The following is a 24,612-nucleotide window of genomic DNA, read 5'->3' on the forward strand; positions in this document are numbered from 1 at the left end:
CATTCCATCATTCCTCTTTCACGATCGTCGCTCTATTTTACTATTTTTCTCCGCCCTTTACAAAAAAGCACTACCAGTAATTACAATTTGTTTCGTTACCCATTCAGCGTTGGGATCGGGGGTATACACAGCACTACGTTTTAAGGAACTACGTTTTAAGGATGGTGGAACATTGGGAACTTCACCACCGGCTTCCAGCAATTTGCTAAATGTACTCTGAATGCCACGAGTCGCTTCGTGATGCCCTTCGAGCTCGTTATCCAAGGAGTCCTTATCCAAGGACGGTAGTATTAACCAACCGAAATCAGCAGGCTCTATTGTGGCAAATAGTTTGAGGACTTCCATAGCTCGATCGTACTCTTTGCCCTCAGGCAGTTGGCAGCGTAGTTTAGTGTCCACTGTTTCATAAGGTGTTAATTGATTGAAGGCGGCATCCATTCCTCCCAGGGGAATTTGCGAGATTGCCCAGGTTGGTTCAAGGTCAAGCACGGCTACGTTAAGCGTGCGGGAAGAGTTATTTTGGACTCGCAGAAACACTAGCGTATCCTGCTTTAAGGTAATATTGCTCTGGTCAGGCAAAGGTTGTTTTTTCTCGTCTAGCAACACGAATTCAAGACGATCCTTCAACTCAGAGTCTGGGTTGTCTAATTCTTGAACCGCCTGGTACTTAGCCAAATGCACCAGCCGTTTGACAACCTCTTTCGGTGCTTTAGGATCGCCGATCGAGAGAGGAGGATTTAAGTTTTTAATCGGCATCCCAATGCAAATTTCATATTCACCTTGCTGAGAGATCGCCACCTGATAATAGGCTTCTTCCTCTCCCTGGACTTCAACCACCCAACCATTTTCCGCTAAAGCTTGCCGAACCTTATCTAGAGCATCTTTTTGTTGATTCACCAGTTGCTGAGTCGGCAACTCATTTTCTGCATCCCCAAGTTTTTTACGATCGAACAGGCGAACTCGACGAGCCAGATCCACTGGTGCAGATAATATGACAGCAGGGGCACCTTGCTCGATCTGCCCTTTAACTCCAATGCCACCATCCACTTCCTCCAAAACCCTGGCAACCGCGCCAGATGATTCAAAATCGGTAACTTCAATAATTGCCAGTTGCAATTGCTTATTAGAAAAGTTTGTTGTGTTGAGTGGATAAATAGCAAATCGCGTACCGCTACTTAATCCCTGAGCACGTCCTGCATTTAAAGTGACTTGCTTCTGTTTCTCATCTACCTGCATAACTGTTACAGTATCTTGGATAGAGATGCGATCGCTTCCGAAAACAATACGATCCCCCTCACCGAAAAGTTGTGGTGTCTGGCTCGGGAACTGACTGTGAACTTTAGCAAAGATGCGGTCATAGAGTTGCTTGTAAGTAATGCCAAGACCCATCGCCCTTAGTGAATCTAAAAACCAATAGGTAAGCACACCGTTTCTCTCGTCGCCCTTGAATGCATACTCATAAGCCTGTTCATCCGGTCGGCAGGCTGCAAGGATGACATAGTTTCTGGAAGCAGGAGCTTGGCTGCTGTCTATCCTTTCTTGCGTCAAATTTATCCTATTTGCAGCTAATTCATCGTTGGCTGCCACTAAGCTCTGTGTAGGATGAAGAGCAATTTCAATTGTACGCACATCACTATCGCCCCCAACCATACCACCAGCGTAAGGGCAATCCACTACAACAGTAACAATGAGTCCTTTATTTACCATCTTTTTCAAGATGAACTCAAATTCAATATCTCGGAAATAACCACCTTGCGGAGCAGCGATGTCAACTGGCACAAATGCTGTATCCATTCCACCCTCTCCCTTTAAATGAGGATAGAGCGTCACTGTACGGCCTCCGTGACCACTGTAGTGAATGTAAACTCGATCTCCTGGCTGTGCCATTTCGGTGAGCTGTTTGAATGCTGCGACCATATTTTCGTAAGTTGGCCAACATTCAGGTGGTTCAGGTGGTTGATTGCTGCCGTCGGTATTGGAGGATGTTAACTTCAAAATGCATTCTTCCGACACACCTAGCTGACTTCGCAGAAATGTCTCTACCTGATTGATATCCCGTACACATCCCCTTAGACTTTGATACGAAACGCCATCAGGCAATTTATTAGGCAGGTAATAATCAATACCAATCAACAGCGCATATAGCTGAGGTGCAGATTCGACATCTACTACTTCCTGAGGTTTGTCAAATTTCTGCTCTAAGCGCTCAGCCACATGAATGTACTCACCGCCAAGCCGTTTCAAAACTTGAGCTGTCACTAGCGCAAAGGGTCGAACCCGATCGCTAATAGCCTCAGTTCTGGGTAGAGTTGGATCTTGTAGAATCGCCATGAATTCCTGAAGCGATAACCCAGCGCGTTTGGCTACAAAATCAGAAACCTCATGTAGGACTTTAGTGGAACTGGATAGAGGACTTGCATCAAGAAGTATCGATCGTATCTTTTCATCTACAAAACCATATTGAACGTAGTCTGGATCGGTGTGAATGTCTATTGATGACTCAGGCTTAAGTATGCCACCGAGAAAGACCTCAGCAATATGTACTTGCCTCGACTGCTGCAACATCGTTCTCTGAATCAGTCGCAGTATTGGCAGGCTAATTACTGGAGCAGCAGCTAATAAACCGGCCAAACTGCGAGCTACAGGTGAGGCAGCATTCAGGAAGCGATGAACGCGCTGTTCAGCAGACAAGGTAGGGGCAGACTGCTCCTCCTGAGCAATATTATTTTTTGAGCCTACAGTGGGTGGAAGCTCGATGATGAATCCTGCGGTCTTAGCACCACCTGCACCTACCACCATCTGTGCCCATCTTGACAAGGATTCTGGTTCCAAGGTCACCACTGGAACCTTTAAGCCAGACTCAAGGTCTACGACATCCCATGAATCTATGCCCTCTGCTATCAGCTTTTGGTTTGGAGTGCCTGGGTTCAGAGAACGCAACTGCACTGCTGCCGACAATCCTAAAGCAGTTCTCTCCCATAGCTGTTCCGGCAACATCTGAACGATCGCTAGTGGTCCGCTTTTAACCCAAGGGATTAGGGCTTCTGTCACAGTGCCATCTCGCCACATGGATGACACGCAATCGCTCACTACTAAGAACAAACGTTGACCGATTGGATCTACCAATTCATTGGGGCTATGTAAACGTCGGCTGCGTGCTGCTGCTCCTATTCCTGAACGAAGTCGAATCTGTCCCTTTTCAGTAGTCAGCAGTCCCCAAGTCTGCACGTTACGGAAGGCACCATGCCGTTCTAACAAGCGTTGCAGCTCAAAAACAGTTCGTCTCCAGATTCCCATTGACGGTGATTCATCCGCAATTAAAGCCAGGTCAAGCCAACGCTCTCGAGCCGGTTTAAGTACTGGTACCAGGATTTTTTCTTCTGCAATTCGTTCAGCCGTTGCAACCTCGTCGAGCACAGTCTCAGTACGAGATTGTACTCGGCGCATCAATGGTCGGAGGGCTTTTCCAAGTTGCAGTGGCTCTTGTAAAGACGGTGCTGATGGAGTCTTAAATGTTAGGCTACCCTGTTCTGCTCCAATATTATTGGTATATAGAGGCGCACTTGGTGTCGTCTTCTTAACAGGTGCAGGAGTTCGCTTTGGAAATTGAGGCTGAGGAGGGACTATTTCGGAGTCACTATCTAAATTATCTGAGCTGGATGCCTCCTGGCTATCAGGTTGGTTAACTTGGTCTTGATGTACCCGATCGGGTTCCGATATCCGCATTTGTAATGCGAGCCAAAGAATATCAGCGATTTCTTCGCCGTCTGGGTTTAGTCCAATCTTATTAAGGGCATCCAGTAAACGGCTAATCATGCATCCTCGGCACTCGTTAGGTATTTCAGCAGTACATTAATTAAGTTATCTCGATCGGCTCCTTGAGGACTGTGTTCGCGGGTCACTAGATAGATGGCATTTAATAATTGATCGGTTGCCAGTTCACCTCTATCCCGTAATTTGAGGAAATTGTCAATTAAAGGTTCAGCCTCTTTCATGACATCATCGCCCAAATGAGCTTTGACAATCTTCTCTAGATCGTCCTTATCTGGCTCTTTGATGGTTAACCTTAGGCAACGTCGAAGGAATGCAGGTGGAAAGTCGCGCTCACCATTACTCGTTAGGATAATGAACGGGAACGAACTACAACGCACTTTCCCAGCTTCAACTTCTGCGCTCTTGTCATCGTATGTTCTGACAGAAATTTGTTTGAGTTCCTCAGGTAAGCGGGCTAACTCAGGGATCTCAAATTCTCCTTCCTCGAAGAGATTGAGTAAGTCATTTGTTGACATACTCCCCGGCGTGAACGCACGGGGATTCTAAGCTCTGACAGCAATTGCAGGCGTAGCCTGTCTAACATTGCCTAACTTAGCGGTCGATGCCCCAACCGCACAAATATTTATTGCGGCGTTTTCGTCTCTGCCATTCACTGATTGACAGGACGGACAACGCCATTCTCTCGTGTCCAAATCCAACTCTTTTAAGACGTGTCCACAATTCGAGCAGGTTTTAGAACTCGGATACCAACGGTCGATGAAGACCACTTCTTTTCCTTTTTTGGTCGCAACCCATTCAAGAATTTTCAAGAATTCCCCAAACGCAAGGTCTGAGATTTTGCGCCCCCAAAGACGCTGCATTCCCTTGAGATTCAGCGTCTCAAAGCACAAGACATCAAACTGGTTTGTTAGCTCATGAGCGAGTTTCCAGAACCAATCAGAGCGGCGATTGGTCACGTCCTCATGCTTGCGTACCAGGTTTAATCTGGTTCGTTCCCGGTTGGCTGATCCTTTCCGTTTTTTGGAATGCTGACGACTGGCTTTTTTGATGGCATTGAGCGATTGTTTCAGGAATTGCGGTGATTCAATTTTGGAACCATCTGAGCAGGTGAGGAACGTTTTCAAGCCAAAATCAAATGAGCGCGATTCTACTCGTCTCGAATTTGGTTTCAGGTGCTTCAACGCTGTCAACCACAACAACTATGAATAGCTCACCTAGCGGTGTGCGCTTAATAGTCAGAGTCTTGACAGTACCCTCTATTTCTCTAGATTTCCAGTATTGATAAACACGATTCCCAATCTTGAGCCGATTGCCGCCTAAGAATTTGTAGCCAGCTTGTTTCAGGGTGAATGATTTGTATCGCCTTACCTTTTTAAATCCCGCTGGTTTAACCCCTTTCTTGTGGTGCTTAAAGAACTGTTGGTAGGCTTTCTCAATGCGTTGACAGATATCCTGTACTGCCTGAGATCCTACTGATTGCCAGAATGCTTTACGGTTTCTCAGCTTGGCAATATGACTCTGAAGTTTTGCACAATTCAAATGCTTACCCCACATTCGGTAGTACCGCTTGTGAAGTACAACGCAATGGTTATAAATCACCCCGGCAGCATTAATCGACCGCTTGAGGTGCTTATTACGTTGGCTTTGATAGAGTTTGAACTTCAATGTTTTCATGCTACCATTGTATATCATATAGATATACTTGTGCGATAAAAAAGAGTAGATTTTTCAGGCTTACTGATGAAGAGTTTGAAAAGTTAGAAACCTATTGCAAATCAACAGGAATATCTAAATCGGATGTCCTAAGAGAACTTATTAGAAGCCTTAAGATTAAGAAAAAGCCGTCCTAGAAGGACGGGGCTTTAGACCCATTTTTTCGGTAAGGCATTTTTTCCGGATTTGCAGGACCGGGCCCTACTCTATGACGTTCCAGAAACTTCTGTTTTGATTCTCCAGAGCGGTATGCCTTTGGTCCTATAAACTCTTTGTAGTAATGCTCTTTATCCTTTGATGCTTGTTTACATCGGTGTTCGAGCAATTCACTTAAGGCATTTTTCAGTTCTTCTGCTGTGTAATTAAAATTTTTGTACTCGTAGGCAAAAATTACGCCCCAACCCGCCTCAGCTAAATTCTTAGGGTCTTTACCTTCCACAAGACCCATCGGCTGGTCTTGCGATCGCTCCCAGCGTTGCTGTAACTCAATCAGCTCAAGTTGGTCAATTTTATCCCCCCGAGCAATTTTAGAAATTTGTTTGGGTGGAAGCGGAGGAAGAAGGTATTCTCCTGTTGCGCCATTAATACCATTGAAATATAAAAGGTCTTCAGTCATTGCTTTCCCTATCAACTATTGGAATTGTATTTAGTGTCATTTAGTGATTGGCTCTACGAATTGAGGCAATGCGTATTTGCTAAGTTTCATGCTTATACAATAAATACATTCACTCATCAAACATTTCTTTTAGGTATTCAAATGTAACAGAATTTTTATCCTTTTGTAGAGCTTCAATCCATTGTTTACGCTTTGCGTTACCTCTTGGACTCAATGAGCGATTGATATTTAGCTGAAAATCTTCTATGGCTCCTTCAAAGTCACCAGCTAACGCTCTTGCCATACCTCGAGTATCCCGATATTTAGGGTTTTCAGGCTCAGAATTAACTGCTATATCACAGACAGCTAGGATCTCAGGATTAGTAACATAACCGTGTAAGATAGAGGAGCGGCAAAGCTCATCCCAAACATTACGTGGTATTACTAAAGAGCGATCGAGAGTTTGAGCTTCTGTATAAATTACTAATGCTTCCTGCACCTTCCCTTTTTGAACAAGTTTTTTACCTCCTGCTAAAAGTTCAGGCACTGTCATTAGCTGTTTAAGTCGTTTTGCCTCTGCCTCTGGATTTAAATTTAGAGATGGGTTTAGTTCTAATGCTTGGTGAAATTTAGCGATTGCCTCCTCTATCTCTAAATCATCTACTAGCTTTTTAGCTTGGCTAACTAAAGTAGCAGCAGCTAATCGTCCTGCTTCAGTTTCTGGATTCAGGTCTAAAGTGGGGTCTAACTCTATAGCTTGCTTGAACTTAGCGATCGCCTCCGAAACATTAACATCTTCAGCTAAAGCTTTTCCCTGTTTTAAGAGAGGTGGAACAGCAAGGCGCTGCAATTCGGATCTCGAATCAAGAAGTAAGTCAGGAACTAATTCTAAAGCTTCTTGAAACTTAGTTAATGCTGCTCCCATCTCTAGCTTTAATGCCAATAACCTACCTTGCATAAGTCGGAGTAAGGCTTCTGGTCGCCTTACTTCCACCTCTGGCTCTAAGTTCAAGTTCGGATCTAGTTCCAACGCTTTTTGAAATTTATTGATAGCCGCCTTAAAATCTTTTCTATAAGCTAGAAGTTTTCCTTGGTTAACTAGATCTTGAGCTATTGCCGTATCACTAAAACTATTTCTCTGGCAAACTTCACAAACTGCTTGTGCTTCTTGAGGACAACTGTTTTTAAGAACAGAATGATCTTGTAGACGCTCACAAGCCACCTTTAGCCAACTCCTCCAGTTCTCAAATTTCCATAATGAAATACCTCTATATTCACTACAGCTAATTATGTATTGACCATTTGGGCTAAAAGCGACAGAACGAGCGTCATATTTTTCCTGTAATGGCTCACCTACTGGATTACCTCGTAGATCCCAAACTCGCACAGAACCATCCATCCCAGCAGTAACGATGTACTGACTATCGGGACTAAAAGCTACTGAATTGACTGAGTATACGTGACCGTAGAAGGATTCTCCGACTTGATTGCCTTGTAAGTCCCACAGTCGGATAGTGGCATCATCACCACCACTAACAATGTATTGACCGTCAGGACTGAATGCTACACAATGGACACCGTCTCTGTGACCATAGAAGGGTTCTCCAACTTGATTGCCTTGTAAGTCCCACAGTCGGATAGTGGCATCGCCACCACCACTAACAATGTATTGACCGTCAGGGCTGAATGCAATTGAGCTAACAGATGCTGTTACGGATGTCGTTACAGAATTTGTATACGAACTTCCAACACTTATATCTCTTTCTGGGGAGAAACCTCTAACACCTCCACGTCCTGAACCAGGATATCCCCTACCTTTCCGTACTATTACTAGATGTCCATAGAAAGGCTCACGAATCTGTTTCCCTTGTAGGTTCCACAGCCGAATCGTTCCATCATTACTGCTGCTAGCAATACATTGTCCATCAGGACTAACGGCGACCGAACTAATAAAATCGTCGTGCCCATCATCAAAGGATTTACTAACTAAATTGCCGCTCAAATCCCAAACAATGGTATTCCAACCTTTTCCACCAACAATATTTTGTCCTGTTGGGCTGAAAGCAATAAAGCTAACGCCTTCGCTTTCTTCAAAAAATCCATTGATTTGGGTACCATCCAAGTCCCAAAGCTGCACACCATCTTTTTCAGCACTAACAATACATTGACTATCTGGACTGAAAGCAACGGCTACTGTTCCTCCTTCTTGGAATTGTCTTCCATTCGAGAAATCTTGAAAATCCCATAGGCGAATTGTTTTATCTTCGCTCGCACTAAGAATGTAACTACCATCTGCACTAGAAACAGCAGAGTTTATAGCTCCCTGATGTCCCTGAATAGTCTTTCCAATCTTCTCTCCCTTAAGGTTCCATACCCTTATGGTTCTATCTTCACCACCACTAATAATGTATTGTCCATTTAAACTGAAAGACACACAGAAAACAGCTGCTCCATACCCTCTAAAAGGCTCACCTACCTGCTTGCCCTTCAAATTCCACAGTCTAATCGTCTTATCTCGACTACCACTGACTATATATTGTCCATCTGGGCTGAAGGTAACTGCTGCCACCCTCTCCTCATGTCCTCTAAAAGGCTCACCTACCTGCTTGCCCTGCAAATCCCACAGTCTAATCGTATTGTCTTGACTACCACTGACTATATATTGTCCATCTGGGCTGAAAGCAACTGATCCCACTAAATCTTCATGTCCTCTAAAAGGCTTACCTACCTGCTTGCCCTGCAAATTCCATAGTCTAATCGTATTATCTCGACTACCACTGACTATATATTGTCCATCTGGGCTGAAAGCAATTGAAATAACATCATCTTCATGCCCTCTAAAAGGCTCTTTAATGCATATGCCCTGAAGATTCCATAAGCGAATTGTTTTGTCGTTGCCACAGCTAGCTATACAGTCGCCTTTAGGGCTGACTGCAATATATCTAATAGCAGATTCATGCCCTTTAAAGGGTTCTCCAGTAGGCTCACCTTGAAGGTTCCACAACTGAATGGTTTTATCATCACTGCCACTAGCAATTAAATCGGTGTTAGGAATAAAAGCAGCACAATTTACCCAACTCTGGTGTCCTCTAAAGCAGTTCTTCTCGCGAGCAACTTTTACAGCCCTGTGTAGGCTAGTTTGGACTGGGCTGAAAACTTCTCCTAAAAGCTCTAAACTTTTATCGGTTGCCTGAATCGCCATAACCAAGCCATTGACTGGTTCCGTAGAGAGCAGGTCATTCACTCTTGCTGCCTGTTCTCTTAATAAAGCTTGTTGAAGAGCGATAATTTTTTCCTGGTCACGAGAATCGCTCTTCTGAAAAAATTCTTTAGCTGCATGAGACAAGCCGTCTTCTAAGTCTTGCCATTTCTCTCGAACCTGAGCCAGCAGTCCCCCCATCATCAGATTGTCATCTTTGGGATCTTTCTTCCATTCTCGTAGAGCGTCCTCTAGTCGATCGATTAGCCGTCGTAAATCCCTGGTCTCTTTACGCCACTTGGCTAATCGATGCCATCCCTCAATTAAAGCTTCATGAGCAAGATCTACCCAAGGTTCTGCATCTTGTGTATCCTGACCAGTAACCAGCAAACGTCCTTGTACTAAGCCTTCTTCTCCCTCCAATAGCTCACTTAAGGCTTCTTGTTCATCACCTGCAATAACTAGCAGCGTCGATTTCGGTTGTCGTTGTCGAGTATCCTTCTCCTGTTCTCCAGTTCGTACCAATCGCAAGAATATGTTCTTAATCCAGTCTTGCTCCTTTTCCTTCCGTTTATCAATTGGAGAATCAATCTCAAAATCTCGATGACGATAAACCTGCTCTGCATGGATGTCTAATGCTCCAGCTAATCCCCCCAACTTGTTGTATTCTTCTAGTGTCAGTAGATGCTTTTCTTGGTCTCGCTTCTGCCATAGTTTTGTTAGAGCAAACTCTAACAACGGTAAAAATCCCGGCTCTTTCCCGACATCTTCCAGAATCCTAAAGACTAATTCTTCTTCAAAGGTATAACCCTGGCATCGAGCAGGTTCCGTAATCGCATCCCTCAAGTCAATCCCTGCTAAAGGCGGCATGAACAAAGCTTGTTTCTGAATCTGCTGATACAGTGAGGGGTAGCGCAAACAGGGTTCCAAGAAATCAGCCCGCATAGTTGTCACAACTGACAAACGACAATTAGGAATTTCAGCAACTTGAGTAATCAATTGAATAAATCGTTGACGTTCCTCCTCATCAGAACAGACTGTAAATACTTCTTCAAACTGGTCTATCACAAGCAAAAATTGCTCAGTGCCAGGTAATCGCTCAACGATGTTAGCTAAACCTTTTGGATACTTATCTTCATCCTCAATAAATTCTTTGAGTTGTTTTTCATCCTTTAATCTAAAGAAGGATTTGAATGCTCCTCTAAACTCAACTAAAGGCTCAAACCCTGGTTTGATTGGAGCCAGGATTTGCCAGTTACCTTCCTCCTCTAGCCAAGGAATTAATCCAGCCCTCACAACAGACGACTTGCCGCTACCAGAGGCTCCAATCACTGGAATAAAAGGCGATTTGTCTAGGTTCTGCTTAATCGCCTCTACCAACCGCTTGCGCCCAAAGAAAAATTCTTTCTGGTTGCGATCAAAAGCTTGTAACCCCTGATAGGGACAGATAACCTCTCCCTTCTCATCCAAAATCGCTGTAACAGCTTTAGTCCGAGAGGGGAATTCCAATAACACAATTGAACGTCCAATCCCCATTCGGATCGGCTCTTGTTTGCTACTACGTAGTTCTCTATAAATGAAATCGAAGAGGCGATCGCCCGTAACCTTTCCATACTCGTCTGCATTATCCTGAGACAAACCACCAACTAAGGCTCCAGTGAAAACGCTATGTTGCTCTCTCTTCTTGGCTATCCCTTCCTCAAAGGTACGGCAACCTGTAATTAAGTAATAATCAGTATGTGAACCAAATGCTTTGAAAGATTGTTCAACTAAATCTCGTTCAAGAAATGCACCACTATGGCAGGCATCCAGTAGCACCACTAAATTGCTCAGCTCCGAAGTATGAATCAGCTTGTTGAGGGTAGTTAGCGGTAAACCGCCCTTCTGCCCCGCAGCCTGACCATCCTCAATTGTTACACTACAATCCGATGTTGCTAAATAGCCTTCTGTTTCTCCTGCAATATCGACGACTGTAAAACCATGTCCTGTAAAGTAAATTAATCCTTCATTCTTAACTGCCTGTTTTTGAAGGAAAGTTTTTAATGCTCCAACTAACTTGGCTCCAGTTACTTCACCTGTAAGAACTTCAACATTCTTATATCTTTTGTCTTGCTGCAGTAACTTGGCAACTGCATTAGCATCAATGATTGCTTTACTAAGGCTCTCAAAATATTCACTCTCATAGTGAGAGATTCCAACTACCAAGGCATATCTAGCCATTAATCTAGTCCTTTAGGTAAAGAATAATTGAGCCAAGTTAGTAAAACATTTACCGCAACACTCTAAGTGCTACTTGCAAGTACAGCTTGCCAAATCGCATGTGCAACTTCTGGTTTAGCAATATCGCTGTGTGCGCCTCCTAAGCTACCTCCAGTGGTGTCACAGATGAATTGAGTACCATCTAAGCTTTGAATCTTACCCGAATGGTACTGATTAGACAAGGGTTTGAGCCGATCGGCCTCAAAAAAGATATGTGCGTGCGATGCCTGCGGCTGGCTACGCCTACGCGAATTTTTCGGGGGTAGATAAGGTCGAATAAGGAGCGGTGGCGATCGCAAAATCATAATTGTCAATAAGCTTTGTATAATCGCTGATATCTTTTTGGAGGTTCAGGAACCTTAACGCTTTGCCCATAAAGGTTTCATCTGCGTTGTCACCCCGTCAGCCCAATTATTTTGGTAATATCAAATTCGGTTGCTACTGATAACTGACAACTGACAGCTAATATCAATTCCGGTAACACCGGAATGATGGTTCGTTGGGAGTGGTCCGTTGGGGAAGAGGGAATTATTGACCTTGACTCGATCGTACCCATCCAACCGGAAACGATATGAGGGCTATGTCCTTGATTCTATCAAGCTTTCGACTCTTGTTGTCACTCCGTCAGATTCTAAGGTTCGGTAACGCCATTCAAGATTTTAAGTTCAGCCGTTCTCCGGCCAGGGGAAATTCAATTTCCGTTTAACACTTGAACAATTGAATCAGTAAGTTCCTGAAAGCTTGCTCTCCCAAGCCGCCCGACAGCAGCAACGGCTAGGTTCTCTTCTATATGTTTTGGCGCTTTCATCCCTACAAGGGCACTCAGGAGGCCAGGGGCGCTCCGGGTATATTGGAGCGCCCGCTGGCAGTCTGTCTGCAAGCGATCGCCAAAGGCAGAAGCAATCTTTTGTGGGATCCGACCGATAACCTGCGCTTGACAAAGCGACATACTGGCGATCGCCCAAATACCTAAGCGATCGGCAGCTTCCAATACTGAAACTTGTTCTCCTTCGATTGTTTGAGTTGGAGTTAGCACTGCTTCCGGCATCCCCATATTCAAAGGAAGCTGGATAAACCGAAACGCATCCTCTTTGTTCCCAGCTACTTCCCGAGCAATCGACTTCGCACGCGCCAGATCGATATGGTACTTTTCAGTTGGAGGTACGCGAAAAGCATTCCAAGTTGCCACACCGTAATTAGCAATTTTTCCAGCTAAAACCGCACTTTCAAGTACCTCAAAAACCTCTCGCAACCGATTGTAAAAAGTATCGGGTTCAACTTGAGAAAGTAGCTTTTCTGGATTGTGGAGATAGTAGACATCTATTGTCTCAATGCCGAGGTTGGCGAGGCTCCAATTAAGCTGATCTTGAATGTATTCTGGGTGGATGCAGTAACGCTCCTGGGCCAAATCTGCCATGCTGACAGTAGAGTTGCTTGGCTCGACGTACTGCTGATAAAACCACTCTACATGGTTGGGAGTTGGATGCGGAACAACGCCGCCTTTGGTGCAGATAATTAGTTCATCTCTTGAAGCCTCTCCCGATTCCAGGAGACGCCGGATAGCCTTGCCGACACTCCGCTCTCCGTACTGGTAGCGGTAGTTGATTGCTGAGTCAATTACGTTGGCACCCCGCCGCACCGATTCAACTACAGCGGACGCCACAAGAGTGTCAGTATACTCATCTGGTTCCCCAAGGTAAGTGCCAATTCCAATCGAGCTGGCAACGAGGGAACCAGTTTCTCGGAAGTGATCGGCTGCACAGTTTTTTGTGTGCCGTTCCCTGTAACGCCCCGTTCCTTCTGCGGTAGCTCTGCCTGCGATCGCGATCGCATTACTACTTTCTAACATAAAAATCTTTTGCCTTCTGTTAAATAAACTAATCAGGACTTCCGCAAGTCTAAGTGATGCTCGATTTAAAATTCTCCTCAAATTGAGCGAGGTAGAAGGGCGATCGCTCGCGCCTCTACATTTTTAGACCAAATGTTTGGGAGCCTCTATTAACTGGCGATCGACGAGATAGGAAAAATAAGTCCGAAACAAACTCGCATCCGCTTGCGGGCAGATAATGTCCGTTCCAGAAAGTCCCTTCAACGCATTCTGGCAATCGAATTGCAGCGTGGCAGATTTAGCCATTTCTGCTTCCGAAACTTTTTCGGAGAAAAGACCGACAAGCGGATACAACGCATTTTCTGGAGAATATCCAGCGCGATTGATTATTTCTGCTTGCCAAGCCTCAGACGAAACTCGTTTGATTGGATAACCCATTGAGCAAATCCAGCCAAGCAATTCACTCATTTGAAAAGACTGAGGGTTGACTAAATGAAAATTCTTTCCGAGCAATTCTTTTTGCCTCGAAAGATGAACGATCGCTCGGCTCACATAGTCAACAGGCGCTACATTCATCAGCTTATCACCATCGGGCGCACATCCAAGTTGCACGCAACCAGCGATTAACCTGTACAGTAAATCGCTGGGATTGCAGGCCCCTGTTTGGCTGTCCCCAGAAATGCGGCCTGGCCTGTAAATGCTAACAGGAATCCCGCGATCGCGCGCGACCTCTACTAACTTTTCTGCCACCCACTTAGTCTGAGTGTAAGCGCCTTCGAGACCCTCTCCGGGAGTGAGCTCATCCTCCTCTGGCACCACCTTAATCCCAGATTCTCCCATTGCCGAGAAAACGGAAATCGTAGAAATTAAATGGACTGGTTTTAGCTTGCTTTGACTCGCCAATCTCAGAACTTCCTGCGTCCCCAAAACGTTAGCGGGTTTGAGAACCGAGTAGGGATAAGTAAACTTGACAAACGCGCCATTGTGGTAAATGACATCAATTTTACTGGCTAAAACTTGGAACTGCTCCTCGGAAAGCCCCAAAAGTGGTTGAGACAAATCTCCAGCAATTGGGATAATGCGATCGCTGCTGCTTTCATCCCAAATTAAATAAGATTCGAGGCTGCTTTGAATCCGCTTTTTAGCTGATTGTGAATCGGCAGAACGGACTAGGCAATAAATTTCTGCTTGAGTTTGTTGCAAGAGGTCGCGGAGTAAAAAGGCTCCCAAAAAGCCCGTCGCCCCTGTTAAGAAAATGCAAGCTGGTTCAGTTTTTGGCTCGCTCAATGGAGTTGCAGGGCGAATTGCCGGATCTAAAACAACTTCAGCGTTAATATCGAAACTTGCAGTGCGATCGCCCGCAGAATCCGACCCATGCTTCACCTCAATATTCTTTGCTAAAGCAGCGATGGTAGGCGCTTCAAAGAAACGGCGCAAGGGCAATTCCTTTTGGAAAGAATCTCTTACCTTTGCTAGCAACTGAGTAATCAGTAATGAATGTCCCCCCAAATCAAAGAAATTGTCATAAATTCCCACTTTTTCGGACCCTAGCAGCTGGGCCCAAATCTCAGCCAGCATTTTCTCAATGGGAGTGCTAGGAGCAACAAAAGTATCTGCTAAATCGGCTCTCGCCGCCTCCGGCGCTGGCAGCGCCCGCCGGTCTATTTTTCCATTAGCCGTGAGCGGCAATCCTTTCAGTACGACAAAAGCAGAAGGAACCATGTAGTCGGGCAGTTTTTCTTTTACAAATGACCGCAGCTCGTTAATAGCGATCGCTGATTCCCTCGCGGGTACAACATAGGCCACTAAGCGCTGATTCCCCGGTTCATTTTCCAGTAGCAAAACTACTGCTTCGCGCACAGCGGAATGTTGAGATAGCGCTGCTTCTATTTCCCCCAATTCAATGCGGAACCCTCGCAGTTTCACTTGGCTGTCGGTCCGCCCTAAAAACTCAATATTTCCGTCGGGCAAATACCGAGCCAAATCTCCTGTTTTATACAGACGCGCTCCTGGTTCGGCGTCGAAGGGGTTGAGGATGAATTTTTCTTCTGTTAATTGGGGTTTGTTTAGATAGCCGCGAGCTAAAGAAAGACCGCCGATGTATAACTCGCCGGACACGCCAATGGCAACTGGCTGCAAGTGCGAATCAAGTAAATAAATCTGCGCGTTATTGATAGGGCGACCGAGAGGGACTGTTTCAGAAATGCAATTTTCTCGGTCTTTGATGGGATAAGCCAGCACGCCTACGGTGGCTTCTGTTGGCCCGTAATGGTTGAAAACTGAACAGTCGGGGGCGTATTTCTCAATAGTTTCGAGCAAATTCCAACTTAAGGCCTCGCCGCCAAGGATTAATCGCTTTTTCGGCAAAACCTGCGCCGGATTAGAAGCGGTTAATAAAGCTTTTAGGTGGGAGGGAACGATTTTGAGGCAGTCAATGGAATGCTGCTGAAAGTAAGCAGCGATCGCCTCTGGATCCGTGGCTCGTTCCTGGGAAATTATGTGCAGGCTTCCTCCCGTACATAAAGCTGGAAAAATTACTGTATTTCCTAAGTCTGCTGCTAAGGTAGAAACGGTTGCGAAACTGCCACCTGAGGGCAGATTTAGCTGTTCCTGAATGCTGTAAAGGTAATTGACGAGCGATCGGTGTTCAATTGCCACTCCCTTTGGCGTGCCAGTGGAACCGGAAGTATAAATGACATAAGCTAAATTTTCACCAGAGAGAGGGGGAGAGGGAGAGGGGGAGACAGAGGGAAGTTCTGCGTCTAAGCAAACGATATATGCCTTAGTTTCAGGCAAATTTTTGATGAGATGCTCTTGCGTTAATAGCACTGCCACTCCAGCATCCTGCAACATCAAGGCGAGGCGCTCTTTTGGCATGGCCGGATCGAGTGGCAAGTACGCGCCGCCTGCTTTGAGAATGCCGAGCATTCCGGCGATCGCATCCACAGATCGCTCTGCACAAATTCCCACTAATCCTGCGGATTTTACTCCTAATTGTTGTAGGTAATCAGCGATTTGGTTGGCGCGGGCGTTGAGTTCCCGGTAAGTGAGCTGCTGATTTTCACAGATAACCGCAAGGCGATCTGGTACGCGCTCCACTTGTTGCTCAAATAGCTGGTGAATGCACTTGTCTTTTGGGTAATCTTTCTGTGTTTGGTTGAACTCAACTAAGACTTGGTGGCGGGCGCGATCGCTCAGAATTTCCAACTCGCCGAGAGCGGTTTCTGGGTGATTAGCTGCACTTTTTATTAAGGTGTAGAATTGCTCTGCTAAACATTGGATCGCTTGTTCCCCTATCAAGGCCGGATCGTAGTGAAACTCAGCGATGAGAGCATCCTCTCGGCGCGCGCAGGAAAGTTTAACTTTGAACCGATCGCCGCAGACATATTGCTGGTAAATTGAAAAATATACGCCACCTGCCGCATACTTTTCTAGTTGTTCCTCAAACTCAAAACAAAATGGAAATCCAGGCGAGCCGTTTATATCTTCCCGGTTGAAATATTCCTGCCATTTATAAGCATCGCTTTGGGATTGCTGAATTTCCTCCCATAATTCCTGAAAGGTAAAATTTTCTTGCAGTTGGCTGCGAAGCGGTAAAAACTTGGCAAATAGACCGAGTGCTGGCTCTAATTCTTCATATTTGCGATTGTCGAATGCGGTGCCAATAATGATTTCTACCTTTCCCAACCGCCGCCAGAGCAACGTTTTCCAGCAAGCTAGAAAGAAAGCAGATATTGAGGTATTGTAGCGGCGGGCGATCGCTTCTATTTCTTCTAGTAAACTCAGTTCTATTTTAACCTCAAAAAATTTCGGTTCAAATGGATCGGACGCGCTGCTATTTTTATTGGCAAAAGGCAATTTTAAACTCGCTAGGGCCGAGTAATCCCGATCGGTCCAATATTTTTTGCCCTCTGCCGCCTCTTCATCCTCAATCAATTCATTCTGCCATTCCGAATATTGAAGATATTGCACCACTTCGTCGGCCAGTTCCTCACCTTGCAAGCAAGCTGCATAACACTGGCTAATTTCTCGAATTAGATTTTTGATGGTGCGGGAATCGGCGCACAGGGAAGGCAGGCTAACAAGCAAAATGTGCCTGTTGGCTGATAGAGAAATTAAGGATAAGCGCCAAATTGGATTTTGCTCAAAGTTGAAAGCTGAGCGCTTTTCGTTTTGAAAAATTTCAGGGATTTTAGCCGCTTGTTCTGGCGGGGTAAAGCATTCGAGATTAACTATCTGCCAGGAAATTAAGCTGCGATCGTTTATCACTTGAATCGGAAATTTAATCCCAGAACGTCGCTGAAAGCTGGTTCGCAGAATTTCGTGGCGATCGCTGACTTTTTGCAGGGCTGCTTTTAAGGCATTTGTTTGGAGATTGCCCTCGATCGAAATCGCACATTGAGCGCGATAAGCGGGACTATCTTGTTGTAACAGCCACAGATATTTTTGTTGAGGAGACAGCCGAAATCCATTAATTGTTTGCATTGGTTATATTGCTTTATGTTTTACGCTCGCCAGGGACTTAAGTCCAAAGGTTATAGCTCAAGTCCGTTAAAACTCACATCTTGTACCATTGGCAAGAACAGGCAAGATTCCTGTTCCACAAGAGATGAATTTTATTGTGGAACAGGCATCTTGCCTGTTCCTAAACAAGTAATTGAGAATGGTGCAACATCTCAGTTAAAACCGACTGTGGGAAAGGCGTTGAAGTGGCTGCTACTGGAGTTATAACTTCGTAGCAGAGCCGCCTAAAGCCTAATTCTGCGGAATAGAAATCAGCTTTTAAATCTCTGCTTCCCCGATCATTTCGCCCATCGCTACCACAATTTTGCGCGGCCCAACAAATGGATTGCGGCTGTGAGCAGACAACATATTATCTAACATTAATATGTCGCCAGCTTCCCAAGGGAAACTAACGGTTGCCTGCTGATAGACGGCCTGAATTTCTGCCATTACCGAATCTTCAATAGGAGTGCCGTCACCGTAATAAACATTGCGAGGCAGGTTTCCTTCTCCAAAGACAGATAATAAAGAGTTGCGGACTGCGGAATCTAAGCAGGAAATATGGTGCAAGAGCAGTTGGTTAAAAAATACCATCTCTCCAGTTTTGGGGTGCTGGGCGATCGCCGGCCTCCGCTTGCGAGTTCTGAGCTTATTTCCGTCTTTCCACTCAAATTCTATGGCTGCTTGACGGCAATATTGTTCCACCTCAGTTTTGTGCGCCGTTTTGAAAAATTCTTGCCAGCTTACATCGAGTCCGTCGGTGTAGTTGCGGACGTACATCAGTTGCTTTTGCGCCAATTTTTCTCGGAGTTTGGGGTTGAGCAACTGGTAAACTTTCCGGCAATCCACGATCGGGGTTTCGCCACCTGACTGCGCGGGTTGAACGCAGAAAAACCAGATTTTCATTGGCCAGCGGTGCAGGTGCGAACTTTCGCTGTGAAAGAAGATAGTTTGCTCGGCGGGATAAGGGGTCGAACCGTAAACTTTGCCGCCGATTCCTTCGCGCGGCAAATCTCCGTACTCGCCGAACAGTTGCGGACAAATCCCCAAGGCAAACTGCTCGAAAGTAGAAACTAAAGGCTCGGTGAAGCCTCGAAACAAAATTGCACCGTGTTGCTGCAATTTGGTCTCGATCGATGTTCGGTTGTTTTTTGCCCAATCAATGAGATCGACATCGCTGGCAGCGGGTTTAATGACTAGCGGGAATTGTTCCCCAGGCTGGAGAAATTCGGTTTTTATCAACTCGCCGTCTGGCAGAGTGACTACTTTCGGTTTAACACTCTTAAATTTGCTAAAGTTCAGCTTTTGGCGCTTGACTTCTTGCATTGCTTGTTGTTCTTTTTCTGCTTCCGTGAGAATTTCTAAGTTATTTAACCGAGTCTCAGGCTCCGCCACAATGCTGTTGAGTAAGGTTTGAAAACGGCTGGACATTTGCTCGATGGCGGCGGCCTCAAAAAGGTCAGTGTTGTACTTCCAAGTGCCTGCAATTCCTTGCTCGGTTTCTCCCACGAAGAGAACTAAATCAAATTTGGCGATGCCGCTGTCTTGTTCTAAGGGTGTCAAAGTTAACCCGCCTAGCTCTAAAGCAGGCATGGGCATATTTTGCATGACGAATAAGACTTGAAAGAGCGGTGTTTGATTCAGGCTGCGATCGGGCCGCAATTCCTCCACCAATTTGTCGAAGGGTAAATCCTGGTGAGCGTAGGCTTTTAAGGTGACTTCGCGCACGCGATCGAGCAATTCCATGAAAGTAGGATTGCCGCTGAGATCGCCGCGCAAAAGCAAGATATTGACAAAGAAACCAATCAGAGCTTCTGTTTCCAATTGGGTGCGGTTGGCGAGGTCAGTTCCCACCACCATGTCATCCTGATTTGTCGATCGATATAGCAGCGTTTCCAGAGCAGCTAGCAACGTCATAAATAGGGTGACATTTTGTTGGCGGCTCAGCTTGTTGAGCGCGGCGGAAAGGTTTGGAGAAAGCTGGAAAGGTTGAAGGGCAGCGCGATAGGTAGAAACAGCGGCGCGCGGTTGTTTGGCAGGCAGTTGCAGCACTGGTAAGGGATTGCCTAAGTGTTGCTTCCAATAGGCAAGTTTTTCTTCTAAAACTTCCCCAGAAAGCCAGTTTCGCTGCCACACGGCATAATCGGCGTATTGGATTGAAAGTTCGGGAAGTGGGGAGGGTTTGCCAGTGCAAAAAGCTTCGTAGAGGGTGGCCATTTCCCGCACGAGTACCCCGAGGGACCAGCCATCTGCAACGATGTGATGGATGGTTAGCAATAAGATAAATTCTGTGTCGCCTAACTGTAGCAAAGTGACTCGCATTAATGGCCAGTTTGCTAAGTCAAAAGGTTGTTGCGCTTCCTCGGCGGCGAGTCGCATGGCTTCTGCTTCTCGCTGAGATTGAGGAAAGTGCTGCAAATCTATAACTGAGAGCGCGAAAGTAGGTTCGGGAATTATCAACTGAATGGGCCGCCCTTCCACCGCGCCAAAAGTTGTCCGCAAGGCTTCGTGGCGATTGATAACTGCTTGGAAACTGCGCTCTAATGCTGTTACGTCGATCGCACCTTTCAAGCGCACGGCTGCGGGGATATTGTAAGCCGGATCGCCCGGTTGCAAGCGATCGAGAAACCAGAGGCGCTGTTGGGCGAAAGAAAGGGGCAATTCTGGGCCTCGCGGTGCGCGATCGATGGGGGGTGCTTCCTGTTTTTGCTCGCTGCTGCTGATTTGGGAAATGCGCGAGCTCAAACTTGCCACTGTTGGCGATTCAAATAAGACGCGCAGGGGCAATTCAATTTTAAACGCTTCTCGCAGGCGCGCGATCGCCCCAGTAGCTAATAGGGAATGCCCTCCCAATTCAAAGAAGTTATCCTCGCTGCCAATTCCCTCGATGCCTAAGACTTCGCTCCAGATGCCAGCAACCATTTCCTCAAGGGGCGATCGCACCGCGGAGATCGCGCTTTTTTCCGGTGCAGGCAGCGATCGGCGATCGACCTTGCCATTCGGCAGAAGCGGCAGCGCTTCCAGCAGCACGAAAGCTGAAGGCACCATATATTCCGGCAATTTTTGTTTTAAATCGCCGCATAACTCATCTGCCAGGCTCGAGGATTGAAACTCTGAAACACTTTTTTCTGCCTTGTTTTCAGCAATATAGGCGACTAGGCGCTTGTTGCCGGGGCTATCTTCCCTGACGATAACTGCCGTCTCCCGCACCGCTGGATGCCGCTCCAATACAGCCTCTATTTCTCCTAGTTCAATGCGGAAACCGCGAATTTTTACCTGGCGATCGATGCGCCCTAGAAATTCGATCGTTCCATCGGGAAGCCACCGCCCTAAATCTCCGGTTTTGTACATTAAATCTTTGTCAATTCCTGGCAGCGGTTTTGCCGTATTTGGAAAGGGATTTTCCACAAAGCTTAATTGAGTGTTCTTTTCATCTTTCCAATAGCCCTCGCCGACGCCAAATCCCGACACGCAAATTTCTCCCGGCACTCCGACGGGCAATAACTTCATCTGAGAGTCGAGGATGTAAAGATTTAAATTGGCGAGGGGTTGGCCAATGGATAGCGATCGCTGATTTTCCGGCAAAGGTTTATCAAGAATTGCCTGGGTAATATCGTCAGCCGCTTCTGTAGGGCCATAAGCATTGACAACGCCGATCGAGGGATACAAACGCAACCACTGATTCGCCAACTCTACCGAGACGGATTCTCCCGTTACCATCATCCATTTTAAATTGGGGAACGCTCGTTGCTGCGGCGAGAATTTTGAAAGATAGTCTGTCAATCCTCGGACAACGGTGGGAACGAGTTCGACGAGGGTTAATTTGTGTTTTTGAATTACCTCACACAATTTTTCTGGATTGCAAATTGTTTCCGCGTCGGCAATTACGGTTTTTCCGCCAATTAAAAGAGGAGCTAAAAATTGCCAAACCGAAATATCCGATGAAGCGGGAGCGCTTTGCAAAAAGGTAAATTCTTCAGTCAATCCCAGCGCCTCAAATTGGGCGTAAATGTGATTGATCGCGCCGCCGTGTCGGATAATAGCTGCCTTGGGCAATCCGGTGGAACCCGAGGTATAAATCGCGTAAGCTGGATCGGTGCCGCGATTGCTGGTTTCTAGATTGGCTGCGGGCAGTTTATCGAAATCGCGGCGATCGCATATCTGAACTTCTGTGACAGATCTCGCCGCGCCCTCCGGCTTGACATCTAAACAAGCCAAATATTTTAACTGAGGGCAATACTCGATTTGGCTTGCCAAAATCTCTAAAAATGAAGCGTCCGTTAAGAGAATTCCCACTTCGCTGTGAGAAAGCATATAGCGAATTCTCTCCGGAGGATAAGTGCTGTCAATGGGAACGTAGACTCCCCCCGCCTTTAAAATAGCGAGAATAGCGATGAGAAAATTCGGACTCCGTTTTTGCAGAATTCCCACCAGTTGTCGATTTTTGACTCCTAAACTCTGCAAAAATCTGGCGAGTTGATTCGCTTTTTCGTTCAGTTGGCGATAAGTTAACTGAGTTTCTTCAAAAACAACAGCTATTTTATCCGGCGTTTTTTCGACCTGGCTTTCAAATAAATCGTGAATCGTTCGCTCGACAGGATACTCTCTAGCATTGTCGTTAAAACTTTCTAAGATCTGGCGGATTTCAGATTGGCTTAAAAAACTAATATCCGCAATTTTTATGTGAATGTTGTTGGTGACGTTTTCCAAAAGATTGATATAGTGTGCCGTCAGTCTTCTGATGGTTTCATCTTTGAAAAGCAAGCCGCTGTACTCAATTTTGCCGACAATCCGATTGCCATCGACTTTCAAAGCAATTGTTAAATCATTGCCGAGTTCCGCGAGATCGCTTGCAGAGTGAATGTTTTCCCATAAGACGGCTACGTCAAAAATTGGACAGCGGCTCTGAGTTTCGGAAATTTTTAACAACCGCACTAATTCAGCAAACGGATAATTTTGGTGGCTGTAGGCCGCGATCGCAGTATCTTTGACTTGCAGCAGAAACTCTTTGAAAGTCAATTGAGGAGTTACAGTGGAGCGCAGCGGCACAACTCGATTAATTAAGCGATCGCTTTTTTCTGGGTTATAAATCGGCGAGCCGACAATAACATCCCTATTGCTCGTATATTTGTGGAGCAGTATTTTAGCGGTAGCGAGGAGAATTAGATAAATTGACAAATCGGATTTTTTCGCCAACTTAAAAATCGCTTCAGACAGTTCGCTCGACAGTGCAAATGCGACCTCTCGCTCTTTGCCGCTATCTACCACAGGTCTTACATAATCGCCTATCAAAGTTGTCTCGGGCAGTTCCCCGGATAGCTTGTTTAACCAATAAATTTTTTGAGACAACAAGTTATCTGAAATGGGGGTAAGCTGCCTGATTTGATTTGCTACGGCTATCATCGATCGTCTCCTGACATTTTAAAAATTGGAAAAAGTTATGACAATTAGGAATTCAAGCAATCGGACAAGGCTTGTTGGAGAATCAGGCAGCCTTTTTTCAAAATCGACCATTCTATAGTTAGCGGGGGCAAGATTTTGAGTACGGTATCATTTCTCCCAACTCTTTCGACGATTAATCCCAACTCGAAACACCGCGAAGTGACCTTTTTAGCAAAACTAGCACCGCCAAATTTTTCAAAATCGATGCCCCAAATTAAACCAATTCCTCGGATATCTATTTTTTCGCTGATGGGGGCGATTTCTTCGGTAAGGAATTTTTTTAACAAAAACTCTTTCACTTGTACTTCGGGTTCAAGGCGGATATTTTCTCGATACTCTAGAGCAGCGGCAGCTCCTACGAAAGCGAGTTGATTTCCCCGAAATGTACCCGTATGTTCGCCCGGTTCCCAAATATCCAACTCAGGTTTAATCAACAAAAGCGACATCGGAAATCCGTAACCGCTGATCGATTTGGAAAGGATTACCATATCGGGAACGATATTAGCTCTTTCAAATGAGAAGAATGGCCCTGTCCGCCCGCAACCCACTTGAATGTCGTCGCAAATTAATAAAATGTCGTGGCGTGAACACAAGTCTCTGAGCTGTTGCATCCACTCGACGGGCGCGACAATTACTCCCCCTTCAGCTTGCACCGTTTCAAAAATAATTGCCGCTGGTTTTTCGATTCCAGAATTGACATCATTTAGGACGGCTTCGATATAACCGATAGTATTAAAACTTTCCATGAACCCATAGGGATAGGGCATAAAAGTTACATTATTTGAGGTTACGCCTGCCCCCGCTCTCGCGGCAATATTGCCTGTCGCAGCTAAACTGCCTAACGTCATGCCGTGATAGGCTCCCATGAATGAGAAAATGCCCGGTCTTTTCTTGATTTTTCTGGCTAATTTCAAAGCCGCTTCAACGGCATTTGTTCCCGTTGGGCCGCAAAACTGAACTTTATAATCCAGCTTTTTCGGTTCTAAGACAGAGGAAAAGAATTTTTCTAAAAATTCTTTTTTGGCTGAGGTGTGCATATCTAATCCGTGCGCGATCGCGTCCGATGCCAGATAGGCTATTACTTTATGCTTGATATAGTCATTGTTGTGCCCGTAATTCAGCGCCCCTGCCCCTGCTAAAAAATCGATATATTCCGCTCCTGTTTCGGAATATATGATAGAATCTTTTGCCCGATGGAATATATCAGGAAAATTTCTGCAATAGCTTCTGACATTAGACTCGCGAGTTTCAAAAATATTTGCTGGCTGACTTGGCTTTTGTAGGGCGATGCGATGCATG

Annotated in this window: 11 protein-coding genes; 1 reads left to right on the plus strand and 10 read right to left on the minus strand. The window is 45.7% G+C overall.

Annotation, left to right across the window (positions count from 1 at the left end):
* Nucleotides 1-57: 57 nt before the first annotated feature.
* Genes QUB56_RS16845 through QUB56_RS16860 form a run of 4 tightly spaced genes read right to left on the minus strand, consistent with a single transcriptional unit; the run spans nucleotide 58 to nucleotide 5,448 of the window.
* The gene (locus tag QUB56_RS16845; protein WP_332956623.1) at nucleotides 58-3,816 is read right to left on the minus strand and encodes an SAV_2336 N-terminal domain-related protein; all 3,759 of its coding nucleotides are present in this window, start codon (nucleotides 3,814-3,816) and stop codon (nucleotides 58-60) included.
* Nucleotides 3,813-4,289, minus strand: a complete 477-nt coding sequence (locus QUB56_RS16850; protein ID WP_332956624.1) for a hypothetical protein — start codon at nucleotides 4,287-4,289, stop codon at nucleotides 3,813-3,815. The genes QUB56_RS16845 and QUB56_RS16850 overlap by 4 nt, the downstream gene beginning before the upstream one ends.
* Nucleotides 4,290-4,316: 27 nt before the next feature.
* Nucleotides 4,317-4,898: a transposase gene (locus tag QUB56_RS16855; RefSeq protein ID WP_332956626.1), complete on the minus strand. Its 582-nt coding sequence runs from the start codon at nucleotides 4,896-4,898 to the stop codon at nucleotides 4,317-4,319.
* Between the two features lie 7 nt (nucleotides 4,899-4,905).
* Nucleotides 4,906-5,448, minus strand: a complete 543-nt coding sequence (locus QUB56_RS16860) for a hypothetical protein (RefSeq protein WP_332956627.1) — start codon at nucleotides 5,446-5,448, stop codon at nucleotides 4,906-4,908.
* Between QUB56_RS16860 and QUB56_RS16865 the strand changes: the two genes are divergently transcribed.
* Entirely contained in the window at nucleotides 5,439-5,624 is a 186-nt protein-coding gene (locus QUB56_RS16865) for a ribbon-helix-helix protein, CopG family (protein WP_332956628.1), read from the plus strand. The two genes, QUB56_RS16860 and QUB56_RS16865, sit on opposite strands and share 10 nt — an antisense overlap.
* Here the strand turns inward: QUB56_RS16865 and QUB56_RS16870 are convergent.
* From QUB56_RS16870 to ectB, 6 genes are all read right to left on the minus strand, one after another.
* Nucleotides 5,621-6,103 carry a hypothetical protein gene (locus tag QUB56_RS16870; protein WP_332956630.1) on the minus strand — a complete coding sequence of 161 codons (483 nt, stop codon included), beginning with the start codon at nucleotides 6,101-6,103 and terminating at the stop codon, nucleotides 5,621-5,623. The two genes, QUB56_RS16865 and QUB56_RS16870, sit on opposite strands and share 4 nt — an antisense overlap.
* Before the next feature lie 109 nt (nucleotides 6,104-6,212).
* On the minus strand, nucleotides 6,213-11,501 hold the full coding sequence (locus QUB56_RS16875) for an nSTAND1 domain-containing NTPase (protein ID WP_332956631.1): 5,289 nt from the start codon (nucleotides 11,499-11,501) through the stop codon (nucleotides 6,213-6,215).
* A gap of 730 nt (nucleotides 11,502-12,231) precedes the next feature.
* On the minus strand, nucleotides 12,232-13,389 hold the full coding sequence (locus QUB56_RS16880; RefSeq protein WP_332956634.1) for an aldo/keto reductase: 1,158 nt from the start codon (nucleotides 13,387-13,389) through the stop codon (nucleotides 12,232-12,234).
* 123 nt (nucleotides 13,390-13,512) lie between these two features.
* Nucleotides 13,513-17,853: an amino acid adenylation domain-containing protein gene (locus tag QUB56_RS16885; protein WP_332956637.1), complete on the minus strand. Its 4,341-nt coding sequence runs from the start codon at nucleotides 17,851-17,853 to the stop codon at nucleotides 13,513-13,515.
* 297 nt (nucleotides 17,854-18,150) lie between these two features.
* Complete coding sequence (locus QUB56_RS16890; protein ID WP_332956638.1) at nucleotides 18,151-23,274, minus strand: amino acid adenylation domain-containing protein; 5,124 nt, start codon at nucleotides 23,272-23,274, stop codon at nucleotides 18,151-18,153.
* A 44-nt stretch (nucleotides 23,275-23,318) separates the two neighbouring features.
* Nucleotides 23,319-24,611, minus strand: a complete 1,293-nt coding sequence (gene ectB / locus QUB56_RS16895) for a diaminobutyrate--2-oxoglutarate transaminase (RefSeq protein ID WP_332956639.1) — start codon at nucleotides 24,609-24,611, stop codon at nucleotides 23,319-23,321.
* Nucleotide 24,612 lies beyond the last annotated feature (1 nt).

Origin of the sequence: Microcoleus sp. AR_TQ3_B6, assembly GCF_036702785.1 — a bacterium.
Taxonomy (GTDB): Bacteria; Cyanobacteriota; Cyanobacteriia; order Cyanobacteriales; family Microcoleaceae; genus Microcoleus.